This is a genomic window from Microbacterium sp. X-17, assembly GCF_039615055.1.
In genome coordinates, this window is the sequence record NZ_JBDHNI010000010.1 from 22405 (window position 1) to 44237 (window position 21833).

22 protein-coding genes are annotated in these 21833 nt (G+C 70.9%); 9 read left to right on the top strand and 13 right to left on the bottom strand.

Annotated features, from left to right (window positions below):
- Positions 1–243: 243 nt before the first annotated feature.
- The 5 genes from ABCS02_RS32630 (at position 244) to ABCS02_RS32650 (ending at position 6210) form a co-directional block, all read left to right on the top strand.
- Positions 244–1569: an ABC transporter substrate-binding protein gene (locus ABCS02_RS32630; protein ID WP_345839884.1), complete on the top strand. Its 1326-nt coding sequence runs from the start codon at positions 244–246 to the stop codon at positions 1567–1569.
- Positions 1570–1660: 91 nt separating this feature from the next.
- A complete protein-coding gene (locus ABCS02_RS32635; RefSeq protein WP_345839885.1) occupies positions 1661–2761 on the top strand; it encodes a sugar ABC transporter permease in 1101 nt (366 codons plus the stop codon).
- Positions 2758–3633 (top strand): carbohydrate ABC transporter permease, encoded by an 876-nt coding sequence (locus tag ABCS02_RS32640; RefSeq protein ID WP_345839886.1) that lies wholly within the window; start codon positions 2758–2760, stop codon positions 3631–3633. The genes ABCS02_RS32635 and ABCS02_RS32640 overlap by 4 nt, the downstream gene beginning before the upstream one ends.
- A 6-nt stretch (positions 3634–3639) precedes the next feature.
- Positions 3640–5130 (top strand): GH1 family beta-glucosidase, encoded by a 1491-nt coding sequence (locus ABCS02_RS32645; protein WP_345839887.1) that lies wholly within the window; start codon positions 3640–3642, stop codon positions 5128–5130.
- Positions 5131–5187: 57 nt separating this feature from the next.
- Positions 5188–6210: a LacI family DNA-binding transcriptional regulator gene (locus ABCS02_RS32650; protein ID WP_345839888.1), complete on the top strand. Its 1023-nt coding sequence runs from the start codon at positions 5188–5190 to the stop codon at positions 6208–6210.
- A gap of 27 nt (positions 6211–6237) precedes the next feature.
- On the opposite strand, the gene ABCS02_RS32655 is transcribed toward ABCS02_RS32650, so the two are convergent.
- Positions 6238–7845 carry a VCBS repeat-containing protein gene (locus ABCS02_RS32655; RefSeq protein WP_345839889.1) on the bottom strand — a complete coding sequence of 536 codons (1608 nt, stop codon included), beginning with the start codon at positions 7843–7845 and terminating at the stop codon, positions 6238–6240.
- Between the two features lie 109 nt (positions 7846–7954).
- Complete coding sequence (locus ABCS02_RS32660) at positions 7955–8782, bottom strand: phosphatase PAP2 family protein (protein WP_345839890.1); 828 nt, start codon at positions 8780–8782, stop codon at positions 7955–7957.
- Positions 8783–8890: 108 nt separating this feature from the next.
- Between ABCS02_RS32660 and ABCS02_RS32665 the strand changes: the two genes are divergently transcribed.
- Positions 8891–9343, top strand: a complete 453-nt coding sequence (locus ABCS02_RS32665) for an SRPBCC family protein (RefSeq protein WP_345839891.1) — start codon at positions 8891–8893, stop codon at positions 9341–9343.
- A 51-nt stretch (positions 9344–9394) separates the two neighbouring features.
- Here the strand turns inward: ABCS02_RS32665 and ABCS02_RS32670 are convergent, their stop codons facing one another.
- Complete coding sequence (locus ABCS02_RS32670) at positions 9395–10279, bottom strand: site-specific DNA-methyltransferase (protein ID WP_345839892.1); 885 nt, start codon at positions 10277–10279, stop codon at positions 9395–9397.
- Positions 10280–10336: 57 nt separating this feature from the next.
- On the opposite strand from ABCS02_RS32670, the gene ABCS02_RS32675 reads away from it, so the two are divergent.
- Positions 10337–10621 carry a GNAT family N-acetyltransferase gene (locus ABCS02_RS32675; protein WP_345839893.1) on the top strand — a complete coding sequence of 95 codons (285 nt, stop codon included), beginning with the start codon at positions 10337–10339 and terminating at the stop codon, positions 10619–10621.
- Positions 10622–10634: 13 nt separating this feature from the next.
- On the opposite strand, the gene ABCS02_RS32680 is transcribed toward ABCS02_RS32675, so the two are convergent.
- From ABCS02_RS32680 to ABCS02_RS32690, 3 genes are all read right to left on the bottom strand, one after another.
- Positions 10635–11003 carry a hypothetical protein gene (locus tag ABCS02_RS32680; protein WP_345839894.1) on the bottom strand — a complete coding sequence of 123 codons (369 nt, stop codon included), beginning with the start codon at positions 11001–11003 and terminating at the stop codon, positions 10635–10637.
- Positions 11004–11072: 69 nt separating this feature from the next.
- Positions 11073–12122: a biotin/lipoate A/B protein ligase family protein gene (locus ABCS02_RS32685; RefSeq protein ID WP_345839895.1), complete on the bottom strand. Its 1050-nt coding sequence runs from the start codon at positions 12120–12122 to the stop codon at positions 11073–11075.
- A 34-nt stretch (positions 12123–12156) separates the two neighbouring features.
- Positions 12157–13008, bottom strand: coding sequence for an alpha/beta hydrolase (locus ABCS02_RS32690; RefSeq protein ID WP_345839896.1), 852 nt, complete (start codon positions 13006–13008; stop codon positions 12157–12159).
- Positions 13009–13091: 83 nt separating this feature from the next.
- On the opposite strand from ABCS02_RS32690, the gene ABCS02_RS32695 reads away from it, so the two are divergent.
- Together ABCS02_RS32695 and ABCS02_RS32700 are read left to right on the top strand one after the other, a co-directional pair.
- On the top strand, positions 13092–13520 hold the full coding sequence (locus ABCS02_RS32695; protein ID WP_345839897.1) for a MarR family transcriptional regulator: 429 nt from the start codon (positions 13092–13094) through the stop codon (positions 13518–13520).
- A 5-nt stretch (positions 13521–13525) separates the two neighbouring features.
- Positions 13526–14824 carry an MFS transporter gene (locus ABCS02_RS32700; RefSeq protein ID WP_345839968.1) on the top strand — a complete coding sequence of 433 codons (1299 nt, stop codon included), beginning with the start codon at positions 13526–13528 and terminating at the stop codon, positions 14822–14824.
- Positions 14825–14995: 171 nt separating this feature from the next.
- Here the strand turns inward: ABCS02_RS32700 and ABCS02_RS32705 are convergent, their stop codons facing one another.
- The 7 genes from ABCS02_RS32705 to ABCS02_RS32735 form a co-directional block, all read right to left on the bottom strand.
- Positions 14996–15652 (bottom strand): GNAT family N-acetyltransferase, encoded by a 657-nt coding sequence (locus ABCS02_RS32705; RefSeq protein ID WP_345839898.1) that lies wholly within the window; start codon positions 15650–15652, stop codon positions 14996–14998.
- 92 nt (positions 15653–15744) lie between these two features.
- On the bottom strand, positions 15745–16476 hold the full coding sequence (locus ABCS02_RS32710) for an alpha/beta hydrolase (RefSeq protein ID WP_345839899.1): 732 nt from the start codon (positions 16474–16476) through the stop codon (positions 15745–15747).
- Positions 16477–16654: 178 nt separating this feature from the next.
- Positions 16655–16825 (bottom strand): hypothetical protein, encoded by a 171-nt coding sequence (locus ABCS02_RS32715; protein WP_345839900.1) that lies wholly within the window; start codon positions 16823–16825, stop codon positions 16655–16657.
- On the bottom strand, positions 16822–17484 hold the full coding sequence (locus tag ABCS02_RS32720; protein ID WP_345839901.1) for a hypothetical protein: 663 nt from the start codon (positions 17482–17484) through the stop codon (positions 16822–16824). The genes ABCS02_RS32715 and ABCS02_RS32720 overlap by 4 nt, the downstream gene beginning before the upstream one ends.
- 64 nt (positions 17485–17548) lie before the next feature.
- Positions 17549–18334 carry a nucleotidyltransferase domain-containing protein gene (locus ABCS02_RS32725; protein ID WP_345839902.1) on the bottom strand — a complete coding sequence of 262 codons (786 nt, stop codon included), beginning with the start codon at positions 18332–18334 and terminating at the stop codon, positions 17549–17551.
- Entirely contained in the window at positions 18334–19782 is a 1449-nt protein-coding gene (locus tag ABCS02_RS32730; RefSeq protein ID WP_345839903.1) for a rhamnulokinase family protein, read from the bottom strand. Before ABCS02_RS32730 ends, ABCS02_RS32725 begins: the two co-directional genes overlap by 1 nt.
- A complete protein-coding gene (locus ABCS02_RS32735; protein WP_345839904.1) occupies positions 19779–21815 on the bottom strand; it encodes a bifunctional aldolase/short-chain dehydrogenase in 2037 nt (678 codons plus the stop codon). The genes ABCS02_RS32730 and ABCS02_RS32735 overlap by 4 nt, the downstream gene beginning before the upstream one ends.
- Positions 21816–21833 lie beyond the last annotated feature (18 nt).

A 21833-nucleotide genomic window follows, 5' to 3' on the forward strand; every position in this document is an offset into this window, starting at 1 on the left:
ATCCAAGGTCACGGTTCTATCACGCCACGAACCGCGGGCACGCGGAATCCCGCGCATTTCGCGGCCCGCCCAACAAATCCCGTGTTTTCAACGATGAGAGCGCGATCACACCCGCACTTGACAAGTGCGTTCCCGTCGATCTACATTCTCATCCAACCCGTGAGAGCGCTCTCACGGCCTTCAAGAGAGCGCTCTCACTGGGTCACGCCAGACCACGCACACACACGCACAAGGGAGTGATCCGTGAAGCTTTCACGACGCACCAAGGTCGCTGCGGCAGTCGCCGCCACGGCCTCGTTCGCCCTCCTCGCGACTGGCTGCTCAGCGAGCGGCAGCGACGCAGGAACCAGCTCGAACCCCATCACGCTGACCGTCACGACGTTCGGCACGATGGGCTTCGACAAGCTCTACTCGCAGTACGAGAAGGAGCACCCGGGGATCAAGATCAAGGCGACCAACATCGACACCGGTGACAACGCCCTGACCGACTGGCAGACCAAGGAGGCCGCCGGCAGCGGGCTCCCCGATGTCCAGGCGGTCGAGGAGGGCTGGCTGTCCAAGGTCATGCAGGTCTCCGACCAGTTCAACGACCTCAAGGACTACGGTGCCAACGACATCAAGAGCCGCTGGGTCGACTGGAAGCTGAAGCAGGCCACCGACAAGAGCGGCCGCATCATCGGCTACGGCACCGACATCGGTCCGGAGGGCCTCTGCTACAACGGCAAGCTCTTCGCCGCGGCGGGCCTGCCCAGCGACCGCGAGTCCGTCGCCAAGCTGTTCGGCGGCGACAACGCGACGTGGGACGACTTCTTCAAGGTGGGCGAGCAGTACAAGGCGGCCACCGGCAAGGCGTTCTACGACCAGTCCGGCTTCATCTGGAACGCGATGGTGAACCAGCAGCCCGAGGGGTACTACACCAAGGACGGCAAGCTCAACATCGAGAACAACAGCGACCTCAAGGCGCTGTGGAGCAAGCTGGCCGGCGGCGCAGCGGCAGGCCTCTCCTCCAACCAGACCCAGTGGGACTGGGGCAAGGGCAAGGCCTTCACCGACGGCTCCTTCGCCACGTTCGTCTGCCCGGGCTGGATGCTCGGCGTCGTGCAGGGCCAGGTCAAGGCCGGCGGCGGCGACGCCTCCACCGGCTGGGACTTCGCGAACGTCTTCCCGGGCGGCGCGGCCAACTGGGGCGGCTCGTTCCTGACGGTCCCGAAGCAGTCCAAGCACCCGAAGGAGGCCGCGGCCCTGGCCGCATGGCTCACCTCGGCCAAGTCGCAGGTCGCCACCTTCCAGGCGGCGGGCACCTTCCCCTCGGTCACTGAGGCTCAGTCCGACCCGGGTGTCACCGGCGCGAGCGACCTGACGAAGTTCTTCAACAACGCCCCCGTCGGCCAGATCCTGGCGGAGCGCGCGAAGGGCGTCGTCGCCCAGTACAAGGGACCGGACGACTCGGTCATCCAGTCCCAGGTCTTCGGACCCTCCGTTCAGCAGCTCGACTCGGGCAAGGCGAACGGCGACCAGGCCTGGGCCAACGCGATGACGCTGCTGAACCAGCTCGTCGTCAACAAGTAACACACCTCACCACTCGGGCCCCGCTGCTGTCGGCGGCGGGGCCCGAGCACTCCACCCGAACCATCCGCTCCCCTCCCCCACGGAGAACCGCATGACCACCGTCACCCGCACCCCGGAGGCCGCCCCCGCGACGCCCCCGCGCGACCGCGACGACCGGGCGCTCACGTTCAGGCAGAAGCTCAGCCGCTTCGACGTCAATGCGTCGCCGTACCTCTACGTCGCGCCGTTCTTCGTGCTCTTCGCCCTCGTCGGCCTGTTCCCGCTGATTTACACGTTCGTCGTCTCGCTCAACAACTGGAACCTGCTCACCGGGCCGGGCCAGTGGGTCGGCTTCGCCAATTACGTCACCGAGCTGAAGGACCCGTTCTTCTGGAACTCGCTCTTCAACACGGTCAGCATCTTCCTGCTCTCCGCCATCCCACAGCTCATCGCCGCGGTGTTCATCGCCGCGATGCTCGACCAGAACCTCCGGACCAAGACGTTCTGGCGGATGAGCGTCCTGCTCCCCTACGTCGTCACCCCGGTCGCCGTCACGCTGATCTTCTCGAGCGCGTTCGACGAGAAGTACGGGCTCATCAACAACATCCTCCAGTCCGTCGGCCTCCACCCCGTCATGTGGAAGACCGAGACCTTCCCCTCGCACGTCGCGATCGCGACGATGGTCAACTGGCGCTGGACCGGCTACAACGCGCTGATCCTGCTCGCGGCGATGCAGGCGGTGCCGCGCGACATCCACGAGTCGGCGGCGCTGGACGGCGCGGGATCGTTCCGCCGGTTCTTCTCGATCACACTGCCGAGCATCCGCCCGACCATGATCTTCGTCATCATCACGGCGACCATCGGCGGCCTCCAGATCTTCACCGAGCCCAAGCTGTTCAACCCGTCGAGCGCGGTTCCGGGGGGCCCGCAGCGGCAGTACCAGACCACCGTGCTCTACCTGTGGGACATGGCGTTCAACCGCCAGAACTTCGGGAGGGCGTCCGCGATCGCGTGGATGCTGTTCCTCATCATCGTGGCGTTCGGCGTGCTGAACTTCCTGATCTCGCGCCGGATCGCCTCCACCGAGGCGCGCGTGCACCGGTCGCGGACTGCCAAGCGGCTCGCGCGGAGCCGGGCGGCCGCAGAGCCCACTTCCACTTCCGCCGAGGGCGCGCTGGCGCTGGCCGCGGCGAGCGAGGAGAAGAACGTATGACCACCGCCACCCGCACCCCCGCCGCGCAGCGCGCCCCGCGCCGCCGTGCGCTCGGCATCGACAGGCGACCCGGCTTCCTCACCTACGGCATCCTGCTCGCGATCTTCGTCGGCGGCGCCTACCCGCTGTGGTGGTCGTTCGTCGCCGGATCGAGCGACAGCACCGTGCTGACCTCCACCTGGCCGCCGCTGCTGCCGGGCGGCCAGTTCTGGAAGAACGTCGGCGCCGTGCTCGACACGGTGCCGTTCTGGCAGGCGCTCGGCAACTCGATCATCGTCTCCACCGTCATCACGGCGTCCGTCGTCGCCTTCTCGACGCTCGCCGGGTACGCGTTCGCGAAGCTGCGATTCCGCGGCCGGGAGGGGCTGCTGGTCTTCGTCATCGGCACCCTGGCCGTGCCGACCCAGCTCGGCATCATCCCGCTGTTCATGGTGATGAAGCAGTTCGGCTGGACCGGGACCCTGGGCGCGGTGATCGTGCCGACCCTGGTCACGGCGTTCGGCGTGTTCTTCATGCGGCAGTACCTCGTGGACGTCATCCCGGAGGAGCTCATCGAGGCTGCGCGGGTCGACGGCGCGAACATGATCCGGACCTTCTGGCACGTCGGCGTCCCCGCGGCGCGGCCGGCGATGGCGATCCTCGGGCTGTTCACGTTCATGACCGCGTGGACGGACTACCTCTGGCCGCTGCTCGTCGCCCCGCAGAACCCGACCCTGCAGGTCGCGCTGAGCCAGCTCCAGTCCGCGAAGTACGTCGACTACTCGATCGTGCTCGCGGGCGCGGTGCTCGCGACCATCCCCCTGCTCATCCTCTTCGTGCTCGCCGGCCGGCAGCTTGTCTCCGGCATCATGGCGGGCGCGGTGAAAGGCTAAGAACACATGACCGACGACGCCACCGCCTGGCCCGCCGGGTTCCTCTGGGGCTCCGCGACCGCCGCCGCCCAGATCGAGGGCGCCGCGCACGAGGACGGCAAGGAGGACTCGATCTGGGACGCGTTCGCCCGGGTCCCCGGCGCGATCGCCGGCGGCGACACCCCCGAGCACGCGATCGACCACTACCACCGCGTTCCGCAGGACGTCGCACTGATGAAGGAGCTCGGCCTCCAGTCGTACCGCTTCTCCACCTCCTGGGCGCGGGTGAAGCCGGGCGACCGGTCGGTCAACCGGGCCGGGCTGGACTTCTACAGCCGGCTGGTCGACGAGCTGCTGGAGGCGGACATCCTGCCCTGGCTGACGCTCTACCACTGGGACCTCCCGCAGGCCCTGGAGGAGCGCGGCGGCTGGGCGAACCGCGAGACGGCGTACCGCTTCCGCGACTACGCGGTGACCGTGTACGACGCGCTCGGCGACCGGGTGACGCACTGGACGACGTTCAACGAGCCGCTCTGCTCCTCCCTGATCGCGTACGCGGCGGGCGAGCACGCGCCGGGCCGCCGGGAGCCGCGCGCGGCGCTGGCCGCCCTCCACCACCAGCACCTCGCGCACGGCCTCGCCGCCGCGGCCATCCGCGACCTGGCCGGGGACCACGAGGGGCGCGCCGAGGCGCTGCGCGTCGGCATCACGCTCAACCTCACCAACGCGATCCCCGACGACCCGGAGGACGCCCGCGACCTGGACGCCGCCCGCCGCATCGACGGGCTGTGGAACCGGATGTACCTCGACCCGCTGCTCGAGGGGACGTATCCCGCCGACGTGCTGGAGGACCTCCGCGAGCACCGCTTCGAGGAGCTGGTGCACGACGGCGACCTCGGCGTCATCCGGCAGCCGATCGACTTCCTCGGGGTGAACCACTACCACGACGACAACGTCAGCGGCCGGCCCCTCCCGGCGGACACCGTGCACGCGCCGGTGCCGACCGACCGGCCCAAGTCGTCGCCGTTCGTCGGCAGCGAGTTCGTCACGTTCCCGTCCCGCGACCTGCCGACCACGGCGATGGGCTGGGAGGTCAACCCGAATGGCCTCCGGGACCTGCTGGTGCGGCTGACGGCCGAGTACCCGGCGCTGCCTCCGCTCTACATCACCGAGAACGGCGCCGCCTACGACGACGTCGTGGATGAGGACGGGCGCATCCGCGACCTGGAGCGCGAGGCGTACATCCTCGGTCACCTGGACGCGGTCCGGGAGGCAATCGCGGAGGGCGCGGACGTGCGCGGGTACTTCGTCTGGTCGCTGCTCGACAACTTCGAGTGGGCCTGGGGGTACGCGAAGCGGTTCGGGATCGTGCACGTCGACTACGACACGCTGGAGCGCACGGTGAAGGACTCCGGACGGGCGTACGCGCGCGTCATCACGGAGGCCCGCATCACGGATGCCGCCCGCACCGCCGAGGTCGTGGGCGCGCCCACTGGACCTGCCGCGGCACGCGCCTAACATAGGTCGGGCGTCGACCGGCGCCCCGACGCCCGAGCGGCCCGAGGAGAGGACCCCATGACGACGGAGCAGGTGGACGGTCGCAGCGTGCCGACCCTGGAGGCCGTGGCCGCGCGCGCGGGCGTCTCCCGGGCGACCGTGTCCCGCGTCGTGAACGGCTCCACCCGGGTGACGCCGGAGGTCGTGGAGGCCGTGACGCGCGCCATCTCCGACCTCAACTACGTGCCGAACCGCGCCGCACGCTCGCTGGCCTCCCGTCGCACGCAGGTGATCGCGCTGGTGGTTCCGGAGTCGACGGCCAAGGTGTTCGCCGACCCGTTCTTCGCGTCCATCGTGCAGGGCGTCGCGCTCAGCCTGGCGGACACCGAGTTCACGCTCAACATGGTCATCTCGTCCGAGACCAACCCCGACAAGACCCGCCGCTACCTGATGGGCGGCAACGTGGACGGCGCGCTCGTGGTCTCCCACCACTCCGGCGACCACTCGTACGCGCAGCTCGGCTCCACGCTGCCGATCGTGTTCGGCGGCCGGCCGGTGAGCGAGGCCCAGCACGAGTCGTACTTCGTGGACGTGGACAACGTCGCAGGCTCGGCAGGGGCCGCGGAGCACCTGATCGCGCGCGGCCGCCGGAACATCGCGCTCATCACCGGCCCGCAGGACATGCCCGCCGGCCTCGACCGCTACACAGGCTGGCGCCGGGCGCTGGAGGCGCACGGACTGGACCACACGCTGGTCGAGTACGGCGACTTCTCGCCGTACTCGGGCATGGAGGCCATGCGCCGGCTGCTCGCGACCGGGCGCCCGATCGACGGCCTCTTCGCGGCGAACGACCAGATGGCGGCCGGCGCGTACTCGGCCATCCACGAGGCGGGGCTCAGCATCCCGGGCGACATCGCGGTGGTCGGCTTCGACGACGACAACTTCGGGCTCACCGCGACGCCGCCGCTCACCACTGTGCACCAGCCGTCCATCGGGCTGGGTGAGGCGATGGCGCGCGTGCTCGTGCGCCGCCTCGCCGGCGAGCCGGTCGAGCGGATCACGCTGCTGCCGACCGAGCTGGTGGTCCGGCAGAGCTCCTAGTGCGTCGCCCTCGTCGCCGGCCGGAGGTCAGTGGATGAGGAAGGCGAACGTCTGCCATCCGCTACCGATGACCGCCGCTGTCGACGACGCGCCGGGGTCTTTCACGTAGATCAGCTGACCATTGTTGCCCGGACCGGCATACACCGTCCCCGCCGATCCTCGCCCTTCGTAGTCGCCTGCCGACCATCCGCCCGAGACGTCCCGCACGTCGTAGCCGATCGTACTCAGATTGACGGCGTCGTACGGCGATGTGTACGGCGCGGGCGAGCCGGCGGGCACCCGGGACGGATTGATGCTCATGCCGTCGTTCAGGATGTCGGAATACCCGTCGGCGTTGACGTCCGCGCCTCCGATCGAGCCGTACTGCCCGAACGGCTGACCGGCGATGGGCACGCCGGACGTGAACGGCCGGTGGAGCGGGTCGGTCGCGAAGTGGTTCTGGTAGTAGTACGCGCTGCCGTCCGACTTGACGGCGATGATGTCGGCGTACCCGTCGCCGTTGACGTCCGCCAGCGCGAAGCGCATGAAGGGCAGCCAGCCGCTGCCGATCACGGTGGACGCCGAGTACGGCACCCGTCCGGCGTTGATGTTGATGTTGTTGTAATAGGCGACAAGTGCGCCGTCGGAGCGGATGCCGACGAGGTCGGTGTACCCGTCGCCCGTCACGTCGCCTTGCCTGACTTCCTGGATCGGTCCGTTGTTCAGCCATCCGTAGCCGATGACGCGTCCGGCGCTGAAGGGAAGGTGGTTGGGGTTGCTGCGGATGCCGTTGGTGTAGAGCCAGAGTCGCCCGTCCACGTCGACCGCCAGGAGGTCGCCGTAGCCGTCTCCGGTCACATCCCCGTCGTGCGTGAGGGCGGCGCGCTTCGTGGACTTCGTGAGCGGCGGGCAGGTGTCGGTCATCGTCAGCGTGCCGCTCGCGACCGGCGTGCCCTGGCTGGTGGTCCAGAGGCCCCACGACTCGGTCGGCTGCGTCGTGGCGGTCGTGTTGCTCAGGATCGCGTCGAAGCTGAGGTGCCCGTCGGGCGTCGCAGTCACTGTCGGCTGCTGGTAGGTGTTCTGGACGGCGAGCGTGTACGACGCGCCGGCAGGGAAACCGCTCAGCGCTGCGGCGATCTCGAAGGTGGTCCCGTTGACGCCCGCCGGTGTCTGGTAGCGGTCCGAGCACGTGATCCCGATCGTGGGCGAACCGACCGACCGGACGCCGCTGTCGCAGGCGGTCGACGTGAGGGACTTCTCGGCGACGGCGATCGTGCTCCCGACGGGCATGATGCGCAGCAGATAGTAGGCGCTCGCCACGAACTGACCAGAGAGATTGGTGTCGATACCGGCGGCCCCGGTCGCATCCGCGGTGAAAGGGATCTGGTTGTCCAACGCGGGCCCGCCGAGGAAGCTCGAGGTGTACACGTCCAGCGTGTACGAGCCGCCGGGCTGCAGGTTCTGGGCGCTCGTCGTCACCTGCATCGCGGAGTAGTAGGCGCCCTGGAGGGTGCTGCAGTCCACCGTCGCGGCGGTGGCGCCCATGAGGGGTGGCGGAGTGCGCGCGGAGGCGGGCGACGCCACGCCGATCGCTGTCGAGGCGCACAACAGCACGGCCAGTACGAGTGTCGCGATCCTGTTGCGCCGTGCCCCCACGTGCACCCTCCCCGTCGCGCGGCATCCTGCGGCGCAGGCATCACCCTAGCGGTCTCCGGCCCGGGGAAGCCATCGTGCGGGCGACCCCCGATCGGGGGAGGTGCGGGGGTCAGGCAAGGGCGCGGTAGAGGCGGTTGCTGACGGCGGCGAGGAGGAAGCCCGTCGTCGCGATCGCGGAGACGCCGCCGGCGTACGCGATGAAGAGGTGCTCGGTGCCGTTCTGGGTGGAGTTGTAGGTGACGACGAGCGCCACCGCGGCGACGATGCCGGTGGCGCCGGCGATCCAGACCAGCGCCCACAGCTTCGACCGCACCGGCGGGTCGGCCGGGCGCAGGCGCAATGCGGCGAGCACGATCCCGGCGATGCATCCCCAGAACGCCACGACGAGCATTCCGGCGATGACGTCGCTCGGCCGGTGCCACTGCTCGACCAGCGTGGAGGCGCCGGCGGCGATGGTGAAGACCGACCCGACCACCGCGGCGAGCGGCCGCAGGCGCGGCGACGCGACGAGGAAGACGACGAGCGCCGCCGAGGCCGCGACCGCGGTGTGACCGGACGGCAGCGAGTTCGCGAGGCCGGCGTCCACGCCCTTCTCCGGACGGGAGAGCACCGAGTACTTGAGCACCTGCGTGCTGACGTTCGCCGCGATGGCCGCGCCGACCGCGATCGCGAAGACCAGCCAGTTGCGGCGCACCAGCACGATGACGACCGCGATGATCGCACCGGCGACCACGGCCGCGACGGGCAGCGCGTTGAGGAACGCGTGGGCGAAGTCGATCAGGTCGCCCTTCCACACGTCCGCGCCCGCGAAGGACCGCTCGTCGATCACCTGGCCGATGTAGCTCTGCACGAAGAAGAGGTAGATCGCGACGAACATCACGGTCGTCCCGAGCGCACCCCACACGAACGGGAGCAGGCGGAGGGGCGCGGGTCGCATAGAAGACAACCCTTCCACACCGTCCCCGGGAACTTCCATGAAGGAACCGGAACGTCCCCGGGAGATGACCAGTGCGCAACCCGGCGCACACGGTGTAGGACGGGCGCCATGAGGAGCTTCACCGTCACCATCCAGATCGACGCGCCGGCCCATGACGTCTACTCGACCCTGCGGGCGGTCGACGCCTATCCGGCCTGGCTCGGGCACTCGCTGGTCTACCGCGGGACGCGGGCGCCCTCCGCCCCCGTCTCGGACCCGCCGACCTACGTGGACTCGACGATGGTCGGGCGGATGCGCGGCGAGCTGATCGACGACGTCCCCGACCACGAGCTGCGCTTCCACCAGGCCAAGCCGTCGGGGAGCGTGGACGCGCTCATCGTGTACGGCGTCGAAGACCGGGGCGGCGTCACCCGCGTCACCCGGATCGGCCAGCTCACCACGCACGGCGTGTACCGCGCCGTGGAACCGATGTTCGTGATGATGGCGGCCAGGGAGAGCCGCCGCACCATGCGTGCCCTGAAGGCCCACATCGAGCACCCCGTCCCGTCGAAGGGCACGTAAACGCCCCAAAAACCGCGTTTTAGGGGCGTTTACGTGCCCCTCGGCGGTGGTTCAGGCGAGGAAGCGGACCTCGGGGTCGGCGGCGAAGCGGGCACGCATCACCGCGACCGCGTCCGGGCTGCTGTCGACCAGCACGAACCGCCGGCCCAGTGCCGTCGCGACCGCGCCCGTCGTCCCGCTGCCCGCGAAGAAGTCCAGCACCCAGTCGCCCTCGCGGCTCGACGCCTGCACGATGCGGCGGAGGACGCCCTCCGGCTTCTGGGTCGGGTAGCCGGTCTTCTCGCGGCCGGTCGGCGACACGATGGTGTGCCACCAGACGTCGGTGGGCAGCTTGCCGAGCTCGGCCTTCTCGGGAGTGACGAGGCCGGGCGCCATGTAGGGCTCGCGGTCGACGGCGGACGAGTCGAAGTAGTACGAGCCGGGGTTCTTCACGTACACGAGGATCGTGTCGTGCTTCGCCGGCCAGCGGTTCTTCGCCTTGGCGCCGTAGTCGTACGCCCAGACGATCTCATTGAGGAACGACTCCCGCCCGAACAGCGCGTCGAGCAGCACCTTCGCGTAGTGCGACTCGCGATAGTCCAGGTGCAGGTAGAGGGTGCCGGTGTCGGCGAGGAGGCGCCACGCCTCGATCAGGCGCGGCTCCAGGAAGCCCCAGTAGTCCTCGAAGCGGTCGTCGTAGCTGAGGATGTCGCCCTTGATGCGCTCGTAGCTGCGGCCCTTGAAGCCGATGACGCTGCCGACGCCGGCCTCCGTCCGCACCGCGGTGGTGCGCTGCCGCGCCTGCGACCGGCCGGTGTTGAACGGCGGGTCGAGGTAGATGAGCTGGAAGGCTCCGTCGGGCAGGCCGGCGACGACCTCCAGGTTGTCGCCGTGGAAGACCGTGCTGGGCCCGTCGGGGAGCCACAGCGGCGGCGTGGCGGCGACGGGCTCTGACATGTCCTCCATTCTCCCGCATGCGCCGGCGCCCGGCGGTCCGGCGGGTAGCCTGGCGGCATGACGCTGACCGTCGAGAACCAGCCCGACCAGTCCCGCTACGCCCTGCTGAAGGACGGCGAGGTCGTCGGGATCGCCGAATACGAGCTGCGCGACGACGCGATCGTGTTCGTGCACACGGAGGTCGACCCCGAGAAGCGCGAGCGCGGGATGGCCTCCCAGCTCGTCCAGACGGCGCTCGACGACGTGCGCGACAACACCTCGCTGCGGCTGGTCGCCACCTGCCCGTACGTGCGGCGATGGCTGGTCGACCACCCGGAGTACCGGGAGCTGCAGCGCCGCTGAGGTGCGGTCGCACTCAGGCGCGGTGCGAGGCGGTCGTGCGCGTGGTGGCGCGACCCTCCTCGGAGGGCGCGCGGCCCTCGGCGCGCTGGCCTCGGCCGGCCGGCCCGACGTCGATCGTGATCTTGCCGGCGTCGAAGGCTGCCGCGTCGCCGCCGTCGCCGGGGAGCGGCGCGGGAGCGGGCAGGAACGACTGGCGGTCGAGCTCCTGCTGGGCCTCGTGGCGGGTCGGGGCGAAGACCTCGTCGAACGAGCCTCCGATGGCTCCGCTCATCGTGCCGGACCCGCGGTTCGCCTTGTTGGAGAGGTCGATCCAGCCGAGCCTCACGCCGATGACGATGGCCACGACGATGACGCCCACGATGACCACGGCCCACCAGTTCACGGCATCCAGGGTACCGGAGGCTCGCTGTGCGCCCGGCGGACCCACAGGAACAACCAAGGTGGCGGCCGGTCAGGGCACCCGGTAGAGCCACTCCTCCGTCGCGAACTTCGACGTCACGAGCCGCTCGGCCTCCGCGTACTCCGCGTCGGTGAGGTCGCCGTCCGTCGCGCCGTACAGGCTGCGGAAGGTGGTCTTCATCTGCTCTATGATCTCCGCGCGGGTGAGCCCGGTCTGGCTGCGCAGCGGGTCGACGCGCTTGGCCGCGCTGGTGATGCCCTTGTCGCTGATCTTCTCGCGGCCGATGCGGAGGACCTCCGTCATCTTCTGGCCGTCCATGTCGTAGCTCATCGTCACGTGATGGAGCACGGCGCCGGAGCCGAGGCGCTTCTGCGCGGCCCCGCCGATCTTGCCCTTCGGGCTGGTGATGTCGTTGAGCGGGACGTAGCTCGCGTCGATCCCGAGCGACTTGAGCGCGATGATGGCCCACTCGTCCAGGAAGGCGTAGCTGTCGGCGAAGCTCATCCCCTGCACCAGGTCGGCGGGCGCGTAGATCGAGTAGGTGACGACGGAGCCGGCCTCCATGAACATCGCGCCGCCGCCGGTGATGCGGCGCACCACCTCGACGCCGTACTTCTCGGCGTTCACGGGGTCGACCTCGTTCTTCACCGACTGGAAGCTGCCGATGACGACGGCGGGCCGGTCCCACTCCCAGATCCGGAGGGTCGGGCCGCGGCGGCCCTCACCGACCTCGGTCGTCAGCACCTCGTCCAGGGCGAGGTGCATGAGCGGGGAGACGGCCTTGGCGTGGACGATCTGCCAGTCGTAGTCGCGCCAGCTCGTGGCGCGGGCGAGCGCGCGGCGCACGGCGACGGCGACGGCCTCCGGCGAGAAGCCGAGCAGCGAGGCGCCCTCGGGGAGGGCGTCCTTCACGGCGGCGGCGATGGTCTTGGAGTCGGTCTCGGCGGGGAGGCCGTTGACGGCGGCGTCGATCGCCTCCAGCGCCGAGTCGGGCTCCAGGAAGAAGTCGCCCGCCAGCCGGAAGCCGGCGATCAGGCCGTCCTCCACCTCCAGGTCGACCACGACGAGCTTGCCGCCAGGGACCTTGTACTCACCATGCATGGGACCAGCCTAGAACTCCCGCGGGGCGGCAGGATCAGGTGCGGGCGGGGACGCGGGGGTCGAGCCAGGCGGTGACGTCGGCGAAGACCTCGTAGCGGTTGGTCTCGTTGAACACCTCGTGCCGGGCGCCGGGGTAGACGATGGTCGTCACGTCGCTGAGGCCCGAGCGCGTGCGGTACGAGCGCTCCAGCTTGCGGGCGGAGGCCGGGCCTCCCAGCGGGTCGTCGCCGCCGACCGCGATGAGCAGCGGGAGGTCGCGGGCCAGGTGCCGCGCCGGGCGGCCGATCAGGCGGGCGGCGTCGGCCATCCCGAACAGCTTCTGCAGCGGGACGAGCGTGCACAGCGGGTCGTCCACGAACGCCTGGGCGACGGCGGGGTCGCGGCTCAGCCACTCGGCTCCGGTGCTGCCGAGGTGGGCGTGCCGCCTGTTCAGGTCTCCGCTGTTCATCGAGCCGACCATCCGGTAGGCGGTGCCGGTGAGCACGGCCGCGTCGTAGTCGTCGGCGTGGTGGTTCAGGGTCATCTGGCCCATCAGCGAGCCCCAGCTGTGGCCGATGAACACCAGCGGGAGGTCCGGGTTCTCGTCGCGGATGAGCCGGCTGAACGCGCGCAGGTCGCGGACGGCGCCGCGCAGGCCGCCCGGGCCGAGCCTCCCGAGCTTCGTGGCGTCGCCGTGCCACTGCTCCATCCCGGTGCGGCCGTGGCCGCGGTGGTCGTCGGCGTAGACCGTGTAGCCCTCGGTGACGAGGTGCTCGGCGAGCGCACGGTAGCGGCCGGCGTGCTCCCCCACCCCGTGCGCCACCTGCACAGCGGCCCGCGGGCGCTCGGCCGGATAGACGTCGAAGAAGATGCGGAGGCCGTCGTCGGCGCTGAACTCTCGCTGCACGCGCTCATTCTGGCACGCCGCGCCCGCACGCCCTGGGCGAACGTGTTTTATTTAGCCAGCCTAATTTGTTAGGCTAACTATCTATGGGACGCCTCTCGACGCACGACCTCAGCAGCACGCTGCGCGTCGCCGTCGCGCGCCTCTCGCGGCGCCTGCGCGCCGAGAAGGAGGACGACGAGCTGAGCGACACGCAGACCTCCACGCTCGCCTTCCTCGTCCGCGAGGGCTCCGGCACCATCGGGAGGCTGAGCGAGCACGAGCGCGTGACCCCGCCCTCCATGAATCGCACGGTGAACCACCTGGAGCAGGCCGGCTACGTCCGGCGCACCGCCGACGCGGTCGACGGCCGCAAGGTGATCGTCGTCCCCACCGAGTCCGGCCTCCGGCTCGTCACCGAGACGCGCCGCCGCCGCGACGCCTGGCTGAACCAGCGCCTCCGCACGCTCACGCCCGAGCAGCGCGACACCCTCGCCGAGGCCGCGGCCATCATGAGGGGGATCGCCGACTCGTGAGCGCCATGTTCCGTTCCCTCGCCGGGGTCAACTACCGCATCTGGGCCGGCGGCGCGCTGGTCTCCAACGTGGGCACGTGGATGCAGCGCACGGCGCAGGACTGGATCGTCCTCACCCAGCTCACCCACAACAACGCGGCGGCGGTCGGGTTCGTCATGGCGCTGCAGTTCGGGCCGCAGCTCATCCTCCTGCCCGTGACCGGCTGGGCGGCGGACCACCTCGACCGCCGCAAGCTCTTGATGATGACGCAGGGGATGATGGGGCTGCTGGGCCTGGGGCTCGGCATCCTGACGATGACCGGGGTGGTGCAGCTCTGGCACGTCTACGTGTTCGCGCTGCTTCTCGGCGTGGTCGCCGCGTTCGACGCTCCCGCGCGGCAGACCTTCGTCTCGGAGCTCGTGACCGGGCCGAACCTGTCCAACGCGGTGGCGCTCAACTCGGCGTCGTTCAACATGGCGCGCCTGCTCGGGCCTGCCGTCGCCGGCCTCCTGACCGCCGCGGTCGGCGCGGGGTGGGTGTTCCTGATCAACGCGGCGACGTTCGGGGCGGTGCTGCTGTCGCTGATGCTGCTGCGGAAGGAGAAGCTGTACCGGACCGAGCGGGCCAAGCGGTCGCGTGGCGGGCTGATCGACGGCTTCCGCTACGTGCGGAAGCGGCCGGACATCCTGGTGATCCTGGTGATGGTGTTCCTGATCGGGACGTTCGGGCTCAACTTCCCGATCTTCATCTCGACCATGTCGGTGAGCGTGTTCCACCAGGGCGCGGGCGAGTATGGGCTGCTCTCGTCCATCATGGCGATCGGTTCGGTGGTCGGCGCGCTGCTGTCGGCGCGACGTGAGCGGCCTCGGGTCTCGCTGCTTTTCGCGGGTGCGGCGTTCTTCGGCTTCGGATGTGCCGTCGCCGCGGTCATGCCGACCTATTGGCTGTTCGCGCTTGCGCTCATCATCATCGGCGTCTCGTCGCAGACGCTGATGACCACCGCGAACGGGACCGTGCAGATGACGACCGACCCGGTGCTCCGCGGCCGGGTGATGGCGATCTACATGGCGATCTTCATGGGCGGCACCCCGGTCGGCGCTCCGATCGTCGGATGGGTGGCCGACACGTTCGGGCCGCGCTGGGCGATGGGCGTCGGCGCGGCGAGCGGGTTCGCGGCGGCGCTGGTCGGTGTGTTCTACCTCGTGAAGTACCGCGGGATGCGGGTGCGGTTCTCCGGGCTGCGTCCCCGCGTGGTGCTCAGCCCGCGCGAGGAGGCGCGGGAGGAGCTGGAGGAGGCCGAGGTCACGGCGACGCGCGCGAGCTGAGCGGCCGTCGCCAACGGAGGAGGCCGCCTCCCGCCGCCGGCGTGTCGGCAGGCAACGGAGGATATCCGCGGCCGTTTGGGCCGGATCTCCTCCGCTCGCCGCAGGCGGCCGTCGGCCTCGGCCGTCGGTAGCGGAGGAGATTCGGGGCGGCGGGGGCGGGATGTCCTCCGTTCACGGTCGTGGGGCGGCGCGGCGGGGCGGATCTCCTCCGTTCGCGACGGCGGGGACGGCGGGGACGACCGTGCGCATGACGCAGTTGACGGTGCCCTTCGGGCGGTCGTACTCGAAGCCGGCGTCCTCGAAGACCTGGCGGGTCATGCTGTAGAGGAACGACGGGGAGATGCGCTTGTCGGTCTCGCGCGGGTAGCTCTCGACCACCCCGCCGCCGGCCTCGGCGATCAGCTCCAGGGCGCCGGCGATCGCGACGCGGGCGACGCCCCGGCCGCGGTAGGCGCGGTCCACGAAGATGCAGGTGATGCGGTAGTCCGGGAGGCTCGTCGCGGTCTCCAGGTACTGCTTGCGGTGGTAGATCCCGGGCAGCTCCTCCGGGCTCCCGAACTGCGCCCAGCCGACCGCGCGGTCGCCGTCGAAGACGAGCGCGGCGTGCGCCTCGCCGGACGTCACGAGGTCGTGCTTGAACTCCTTGGTGAAGTCGGCCGGCCGCTCGGGCTGCGACCCCGGCGCCGAGTGGGTGTCGCGGTGGAACCAGGTGCAGTAGCAGCCGCCGAACCCGCCGCCGCCGTGCCGGTCGCAGAGCGCGACGAAGGCGTCCCAGGTGGAGGGGCCGAGCGGGCGGATCGTGAAGTCGGTGGCATCGGCGTCGCTCATGGCGGCCTCCCCTCTCGGGCGAAGCTACGCTGCGGCGGGTCGACCGGCAAGCGCTGTGCGGGGACGCGACGCACGTCGCGCCCCCGCACACCTCACCCGAGCACGCGCGGGAAGAGCCCCGTGTCCAGCCGCTCCGCCGGCACCCGGAAGTGGCTGCCCGGGAACCCGAGCAGCGTCTTCTCGGCGGAGGCGAACGCGTCGAACAGTTCGAGCTGGGACTCCCGGGTGATCTCCGGATCGTCCAGCGGGAACAGGAACTCGATCGGGATGCTCACCTCCCGCGCCGCGTCGAGCACGAAGCGGTGCGCCGCGATCCCGCCGAACGTGGCGGCGCGGATGCGAGGCTCGGCGGCGGCGAGCGGGATCCCGATGGCGGAGGCCAGCGTCATCCCTGTGTAGCCCGCCGGCCCGGCGCCGATGTCGCCGAGCTGCTGGAGCGCGTCGAGCGTCGCCCGCCACTCGGGCACGGCCCGCTCCGCGAGCGAGGCGTTGTACTCGGCGATGACGGGATCGAGCGGTTCGCCCCGCTCCCGGGCGTCGAGCATGGCGTCGACCCACCGCTGGTCGCGCGCCGGTCGCGGACGGTCGCCGTGCCCCGGCGCGTCGATCGCGGCGACGGCGTAGCCGAGGTCGAGGACGAGCCGCCGGGCGCGAGCCACCAGCCCGGGCGCCTCCTTGTGGAGGCCGCCGCCATGACCGGACAGGATCAGCGGTGCGCCGGGGGTGGCGGTGGGAGGGGTCCAGAGGACGCCGGGGACGTCGTCCAGAAGGAAGCCGCGGCGGCGGACGCCGTCCACGGTGGTGTCGTCGGTGAAGAGTCGCATGATGGTCGCCTTTCGGGGATGCCTGGGCGGCGCTCCCGGCGACCGGTGGGTCAGTCGCGCGCTCTGAGGCGAGACGGGGAGCACCCGTACGTGGTTGCGTTCACGGTGCTCACCTCCTCGAATGGTCACGAACCGTGGACGAGCGTAGCGGGTGCGCGTCCGGGCGTCCAGGATGCGGCTAGGGACGGTCGCTCCACCACAGCGCTCGGGCGATGATCGCACCGACGAACCCGACGACCAGCGCCACGGGGAGCAGAGGAGCGGACGGGAAGGCGAGCTGGACGAACAGGAGCACGATGACGACGGCGCCACAGACGCCGGCGATCGTGAGCAGCCTGGTGCGGTTCACGGGCGCACGTCGGTCCCGGCGCCGGTTCTGACGGCCTCCAGAGCTTTGAGCGTGCCCAGCGAACAGGGATACGACCGCGGGAGGATGCCTCCGAAGGTGAGCTGCAGCCACGCGTCGCCGTCGACGGTCGTCTCCACGACGTAGCGCGGCAAGGGGTCGGGCGTGGCGGACAGGGTCAGCGGCCCGAGCCGGTTCCACGGGACGCTCGTGAGGCGGCGCGGCTCCTCCCCCGGGTCCGCGGCGGCCCAGACGACGAGTCCCGTGCGGTCGGCGACGATGACCACGAAGTACGGGAGGTCCCGCTCGGCGACGCCCAGTGCGTCCACGTCGATGAGCCCCCGGAAGTCTTCGCGGAGTGCCACATCGACCACGGCCTCCGGGTGGCGACGGCCGAGTGCGGCGCGGAGCCGTGCGCTCGGCAGGAACCACAGCCAGGCCCCGACGACGAACGCGAGCAGGCCGCCGCCCACCACGATCGAGCCGATCAGCAGCACGATGCTCGCCCCCGGCCCGGACATTTCGACCCGCGCGACGGTGGTCGACGTGAGCGCGATCAGGGAGACGACCAGCAGCACCACGTAGCCGGCCCAGCGCCGGGAGACCCGGGAACGGAGGCCGGAGCCGCTCACGCCGCTCGCCGGTCCTTCGCTCGATCGCACGAAGGACAGCCTCGCTCACCGTCGCGCGCCCGCCAAGCCCCCGAACGAGTCGGGCGCGGTGGGATCAGGAGAACTCCGGCGGCGCCGTGCGGTAGCGCCAGGCGAGCTCGTTGTCGAGCACGAAGCGCGACAGCGTCTCGTCGCGCGGCAGCGCCTCCCCCACCGACGCCTCCACGGCCTCGAGCAGCGCGGCGGCCGTCGCCGGCGTCGGCGTCGCGATCACCGCGTCCAGCAGCGCCCCGAACCCGGGAGGCGCCGAGGCCAGCCCCGCCACGCGCGCCCGCAGGTACTTCGGTCCGGGGAAGAACACCCGGTTGTGCGCGAGCAGCGCCCGCGCGGCCGACGTCGCCAGGTGGACCGAGGCGTGCGCGAGCAGCAGCGGGTCGCCGTGCTCGTGCGCCTGCGGCAGGAAGTAGCCGCCGTGGAGCCGGCACTGCGCCACGAAGCCCGCGACCCGATCCCGCCAGTCGTCCGCCGAGACCCGCGTCACCCGCTCCAGGCGGTCTGGAAGGTCGGGCACGCGGCTGAACACGATCCGCGCGGACGCGAAGGAGTCCCGCACCGGGTCGTCGCCGCGCTCGGCCGCGTCGTCCAGGTACGAGAGCGTCGCCAGTTTCACGTCGAAGTAGCCCCCGTCGTAGCCGATGCCCTCCGTGCTGGTGAACATCAGGCGGCGCGCGGCGTACGCCTCGTCCCAGCGCGACTCGGTGACGACCAGGTACAGGTCGACGTCGGAGTCCGCCCGCTCGGCCCCGCGCGCGACCGACCCGCTCACGACGACCGCCAGCACCTCGGGGTCGGCGGATACGTCAGCGACGTAGCGCTCGATCGCGCGCTCGTGGTGCTCCATCAGCGCACGGCCATACGCGCCGGCTCGTACCGCACAGGCACGTAGTTGCGGGCGACGAGCGCGCGCAGGGTCTCCAGGTCCCCCGCCACAAGCCCGACCGCGCGGGCCTGCACGAGCGCGTTGCCGAGCGCAGTGGCCTCCACCGGCCCGGCGAGCACCGGCACGCCCGCCCGGTCGGCCGTCGCCTGGCAGAGCAGGGCGTTGCGCGCTCCCCCGCCGACGATGTGCACCGTCTCAACCGGGACGCCGGACAGTTCGGACGCGGCGCGGACCGACACAGCGAACGCCTCGGCGAGGCTCTCCACGATCACCCGCACCATCCCGGCCGGCCTCGCCGGGGCACGGAGGCCGCGCTCCGCGAACCAGTCCGCGATGCGCGACGGGAGGTCGCCCGGCGCCATGAAGCGCGGGTCGTCGGCGTCGAACAGTTCGGTCGGCCGCGGCAGCTCGGCGGCTTCGGCGAGCAGGCTCTCCAGGCTCACCGGGAGGCCGCGCCGCTGCCACTCGCGGATGGACTCGCTCAGCAGCCACAGCCCCATGACGTTGTGGAGGTAGCGGACGCGGCCGTCCACGCCGCCCTCGTTGGTGAAGTTGGCGGCCCGGCCCTCGTCGCTGACGACCCGCCGCTCCAGTTCGACGCCGACGAGGCCCCACGTCCCGCAGGAGATGTAGGCGGCCCGGGAGGCGTCCATCGGCACGGCGACGACGGCGGACGCGGTGTCGTGCGAGCCGACAGCGGTCACGGCCGGACCGGCGCCGGCGAACGGGAGGCCGAGCGACGGCAGCAGCGAGCCCACGGTCGTGCCCGCGTCCACGAGTGCCGGGAACAGCGAACGGCGCAGGCCCAGCCGCCCGATGAGCGCGTCGTTCCACGACCCATCCGCGGTCAGCAGCCCGGTGGTGGAGGCATTGGTGCGCTCGGCGACGGCCTGCCCGCTCAGCCAGTAGGTGATCAGGTCCGGGACCAGCAGGAGCCCGTCCGCGGCCTCCAGCGCCCCCGACTGCTGGTCGACGGCGAGCTGGTAGAGCGAGTTGAACGGCAGGAACTGGAGGCCGCCCTCGCGATACAGCTCCTCCGGCGAGACGCGCGCGTGCACGAGGTCGACGCCCGCGGCGGTGCGCTCGTCGCGGTAGTGGTACGGCTCGCCGAGCAGGCGGCCGGCGCGCAGCAGGCCGTAGTCGACGGCCCACGCGTCCACGCCGACGCTCCGGAGGCCGGGCTCGGAGCGCGCCACCACGCCGAGCCCCTCCAGCACACGGGCATGGAGTCCGGTCAGATCCCAGTGCAGCGCCTCGCGGCCGTCCTCCTGCACCCGCACGGGCGTGTTCGGGAAGCGCGCCGCCTCGGACAGCTCCAGGGTGTTCGCTCCGACGCGGGCGTGCATCACCCGGCCGCTGGTCGCCCCGAGGTCGACCGCGGCGACCGCACCCGCCCGCACCGCGTTCATCGCAGGAAGGCCGCCGCGACGCCCGCGTCAACGGGGATGTGGAGTCCGGTGGTGTGGTCGAGGTCGCTGGAGGTGAGCACCGCGACCGCGTTGGCGACGTTCTCCGGCAGCACCTCGCGCTTCAGGAGGGTGCGCTGCGCGTAGTACTTGCCCAGCTCCTCCTCGGGCACCCCGTAGACCGCGGCGCGCTTGGCGCCCCAGCCGCCGGCGAAGATCCCGGAGCCGCGGACCACGCCGTCGGGGTTGATGCCGTTGACCTTCACCCCGTAGTCGCCGAGCTCGGCCGCGAGCAGGCGCACCTGGTGGGCCTGGTCGGCCTTGGTCGCCGAGTACGCGATGTTGTTGGGTCCGGCGAACACCGAGTTTTTGGAGGAGATGTAGACGATGTCGCCGCCGAGGCCCTGCTCGATGAGCACCTTCGCCGCCGCCTTCGAGACCAGGAACGACCCCTTGGCCATCACGTCGTGCTGGAGGTCCCAGTCGGCCTCGGTGGTCTCCAGCAGCGGCTTGGAGATGGACAGGCCGGCGTTGTTGACGATCAGGTCGAGGCCGCCGAACTGCAGCAGCGCCTCCTGGATGCCGGCCTGGATGTCGGCCTCGCTGGTGACGTTCGCCGCCACCCCGATCGCGATGTCCGTGCCGCCGAGCTCGGCCGCCGCCGCCTGCGCCTTCTCCAGGTCGAGGTCTGCAATGACGACGCACGCGCCCTCGGCCGCGAGCCGGGTGGCGATGGCCTTGCCGATCCCGGAGGCCGCGCCCGTGACGAGCGCGATGCGGCCCGCGTGCGACTTGGGCTTGGGGAGGCGCTGGAGTTTCGCCTCCTCCAGCGACCAGTACTCGATATTGAACTTCTCGGCGTCGGAAATCGGCGCGTAGGTCGAGAGGGCCTCGGCGCCGCGCATCACGTTGATCGCGTTGATGTAGAACTCGCCCGCCACCCGGGCGGTCTGCTTGTCCTTGCCGTAGGAGAACATCCCGACGCCCGGGATGAGCACGATCGCCGGGTCCGCGCCGCGCATCGCGGGCGACTCGGGCGTCGCATACCGCTCGTAGTACGCGGTGTACTCGGCACGGTACTGCTCGTGCAGTTCCGTCAGGCGGGCGATCGAGTCCTCGATGGAGGCGTCGGCCGGGAGGTCGAGGATGAGCGGCTTCACCTTGGTGCGCAGGAAGTGGTCGGGGCAGGAGGTTCCGAGCGCGCCGAGGCGCGTGTGCTCCTCCGCGGCGAGGAAGTCAAGCACGACGTCGTCGTCGGTGAACGAGCCGACCTGCGGCTTGTCCGTCGACGCCAGCCCGCGGATGGTCGGCGCGAGAGCCGCCGCCTTGGCGCGGCGCTCCGCGGCGGAGAGCGGCTCGTTCGCCGCGATGCGCGCGCCGAACGGTTCGGGGCGGCCGTTGGCCGCGATGTAGTCGGCCGCCGTCTGGATGATCCACAGCGAGTTGGCCTCGGCCTCCTCCGACGTATCGCCCCACGCCGTGATGCCGTGGCCGCCGAGCACGGTGCCGATCGCGTCCGGGTTCGCCGCCTTGATCGCGGCGATGTCGAGGCCGAGCTGGAAGCCGGGACGGCGCCACGGAACCCACACCACGCGCCCGCCGAACACCTTCGCCGTCAACGCCTCCCCGTCGGCGGCGGTCGCAATAGCGATGCCGGAGTCCGGGTGCAGGTGGTCCACGTGCGCCGCATCCACCAGGCCGTGCATCGCGGTGTCGATCGACGGGGCCGCACCGCCCTTGCCGTGCAGCGTGTAGTCGAACGCGGCGACCATCTCGTCCTCGCGGTCCACACCCGGGTAGACGTTCTGGAGGGCGCGCAGCCGGTCCAGCCGCAGCACCGCGAGGCCCGCCTCCTTCAGGGTGCCGAGGTCGCCGCCGGAGCCCTTCACCCACAGCAGCTCGACCGGCTCGCCGGTCACCGGGTCGGTCTCCACGCCCTTGGCGGAGGTGTTGCCGCCGGCGTAGTTCGTGTTCTTCGGGTCGGCGCCGAGGCGGTTCGAGCGGGCCAGGAGGGCCGCGACGGTCTCGTTCGTCATTCTGCGTGGTTCCTTCTG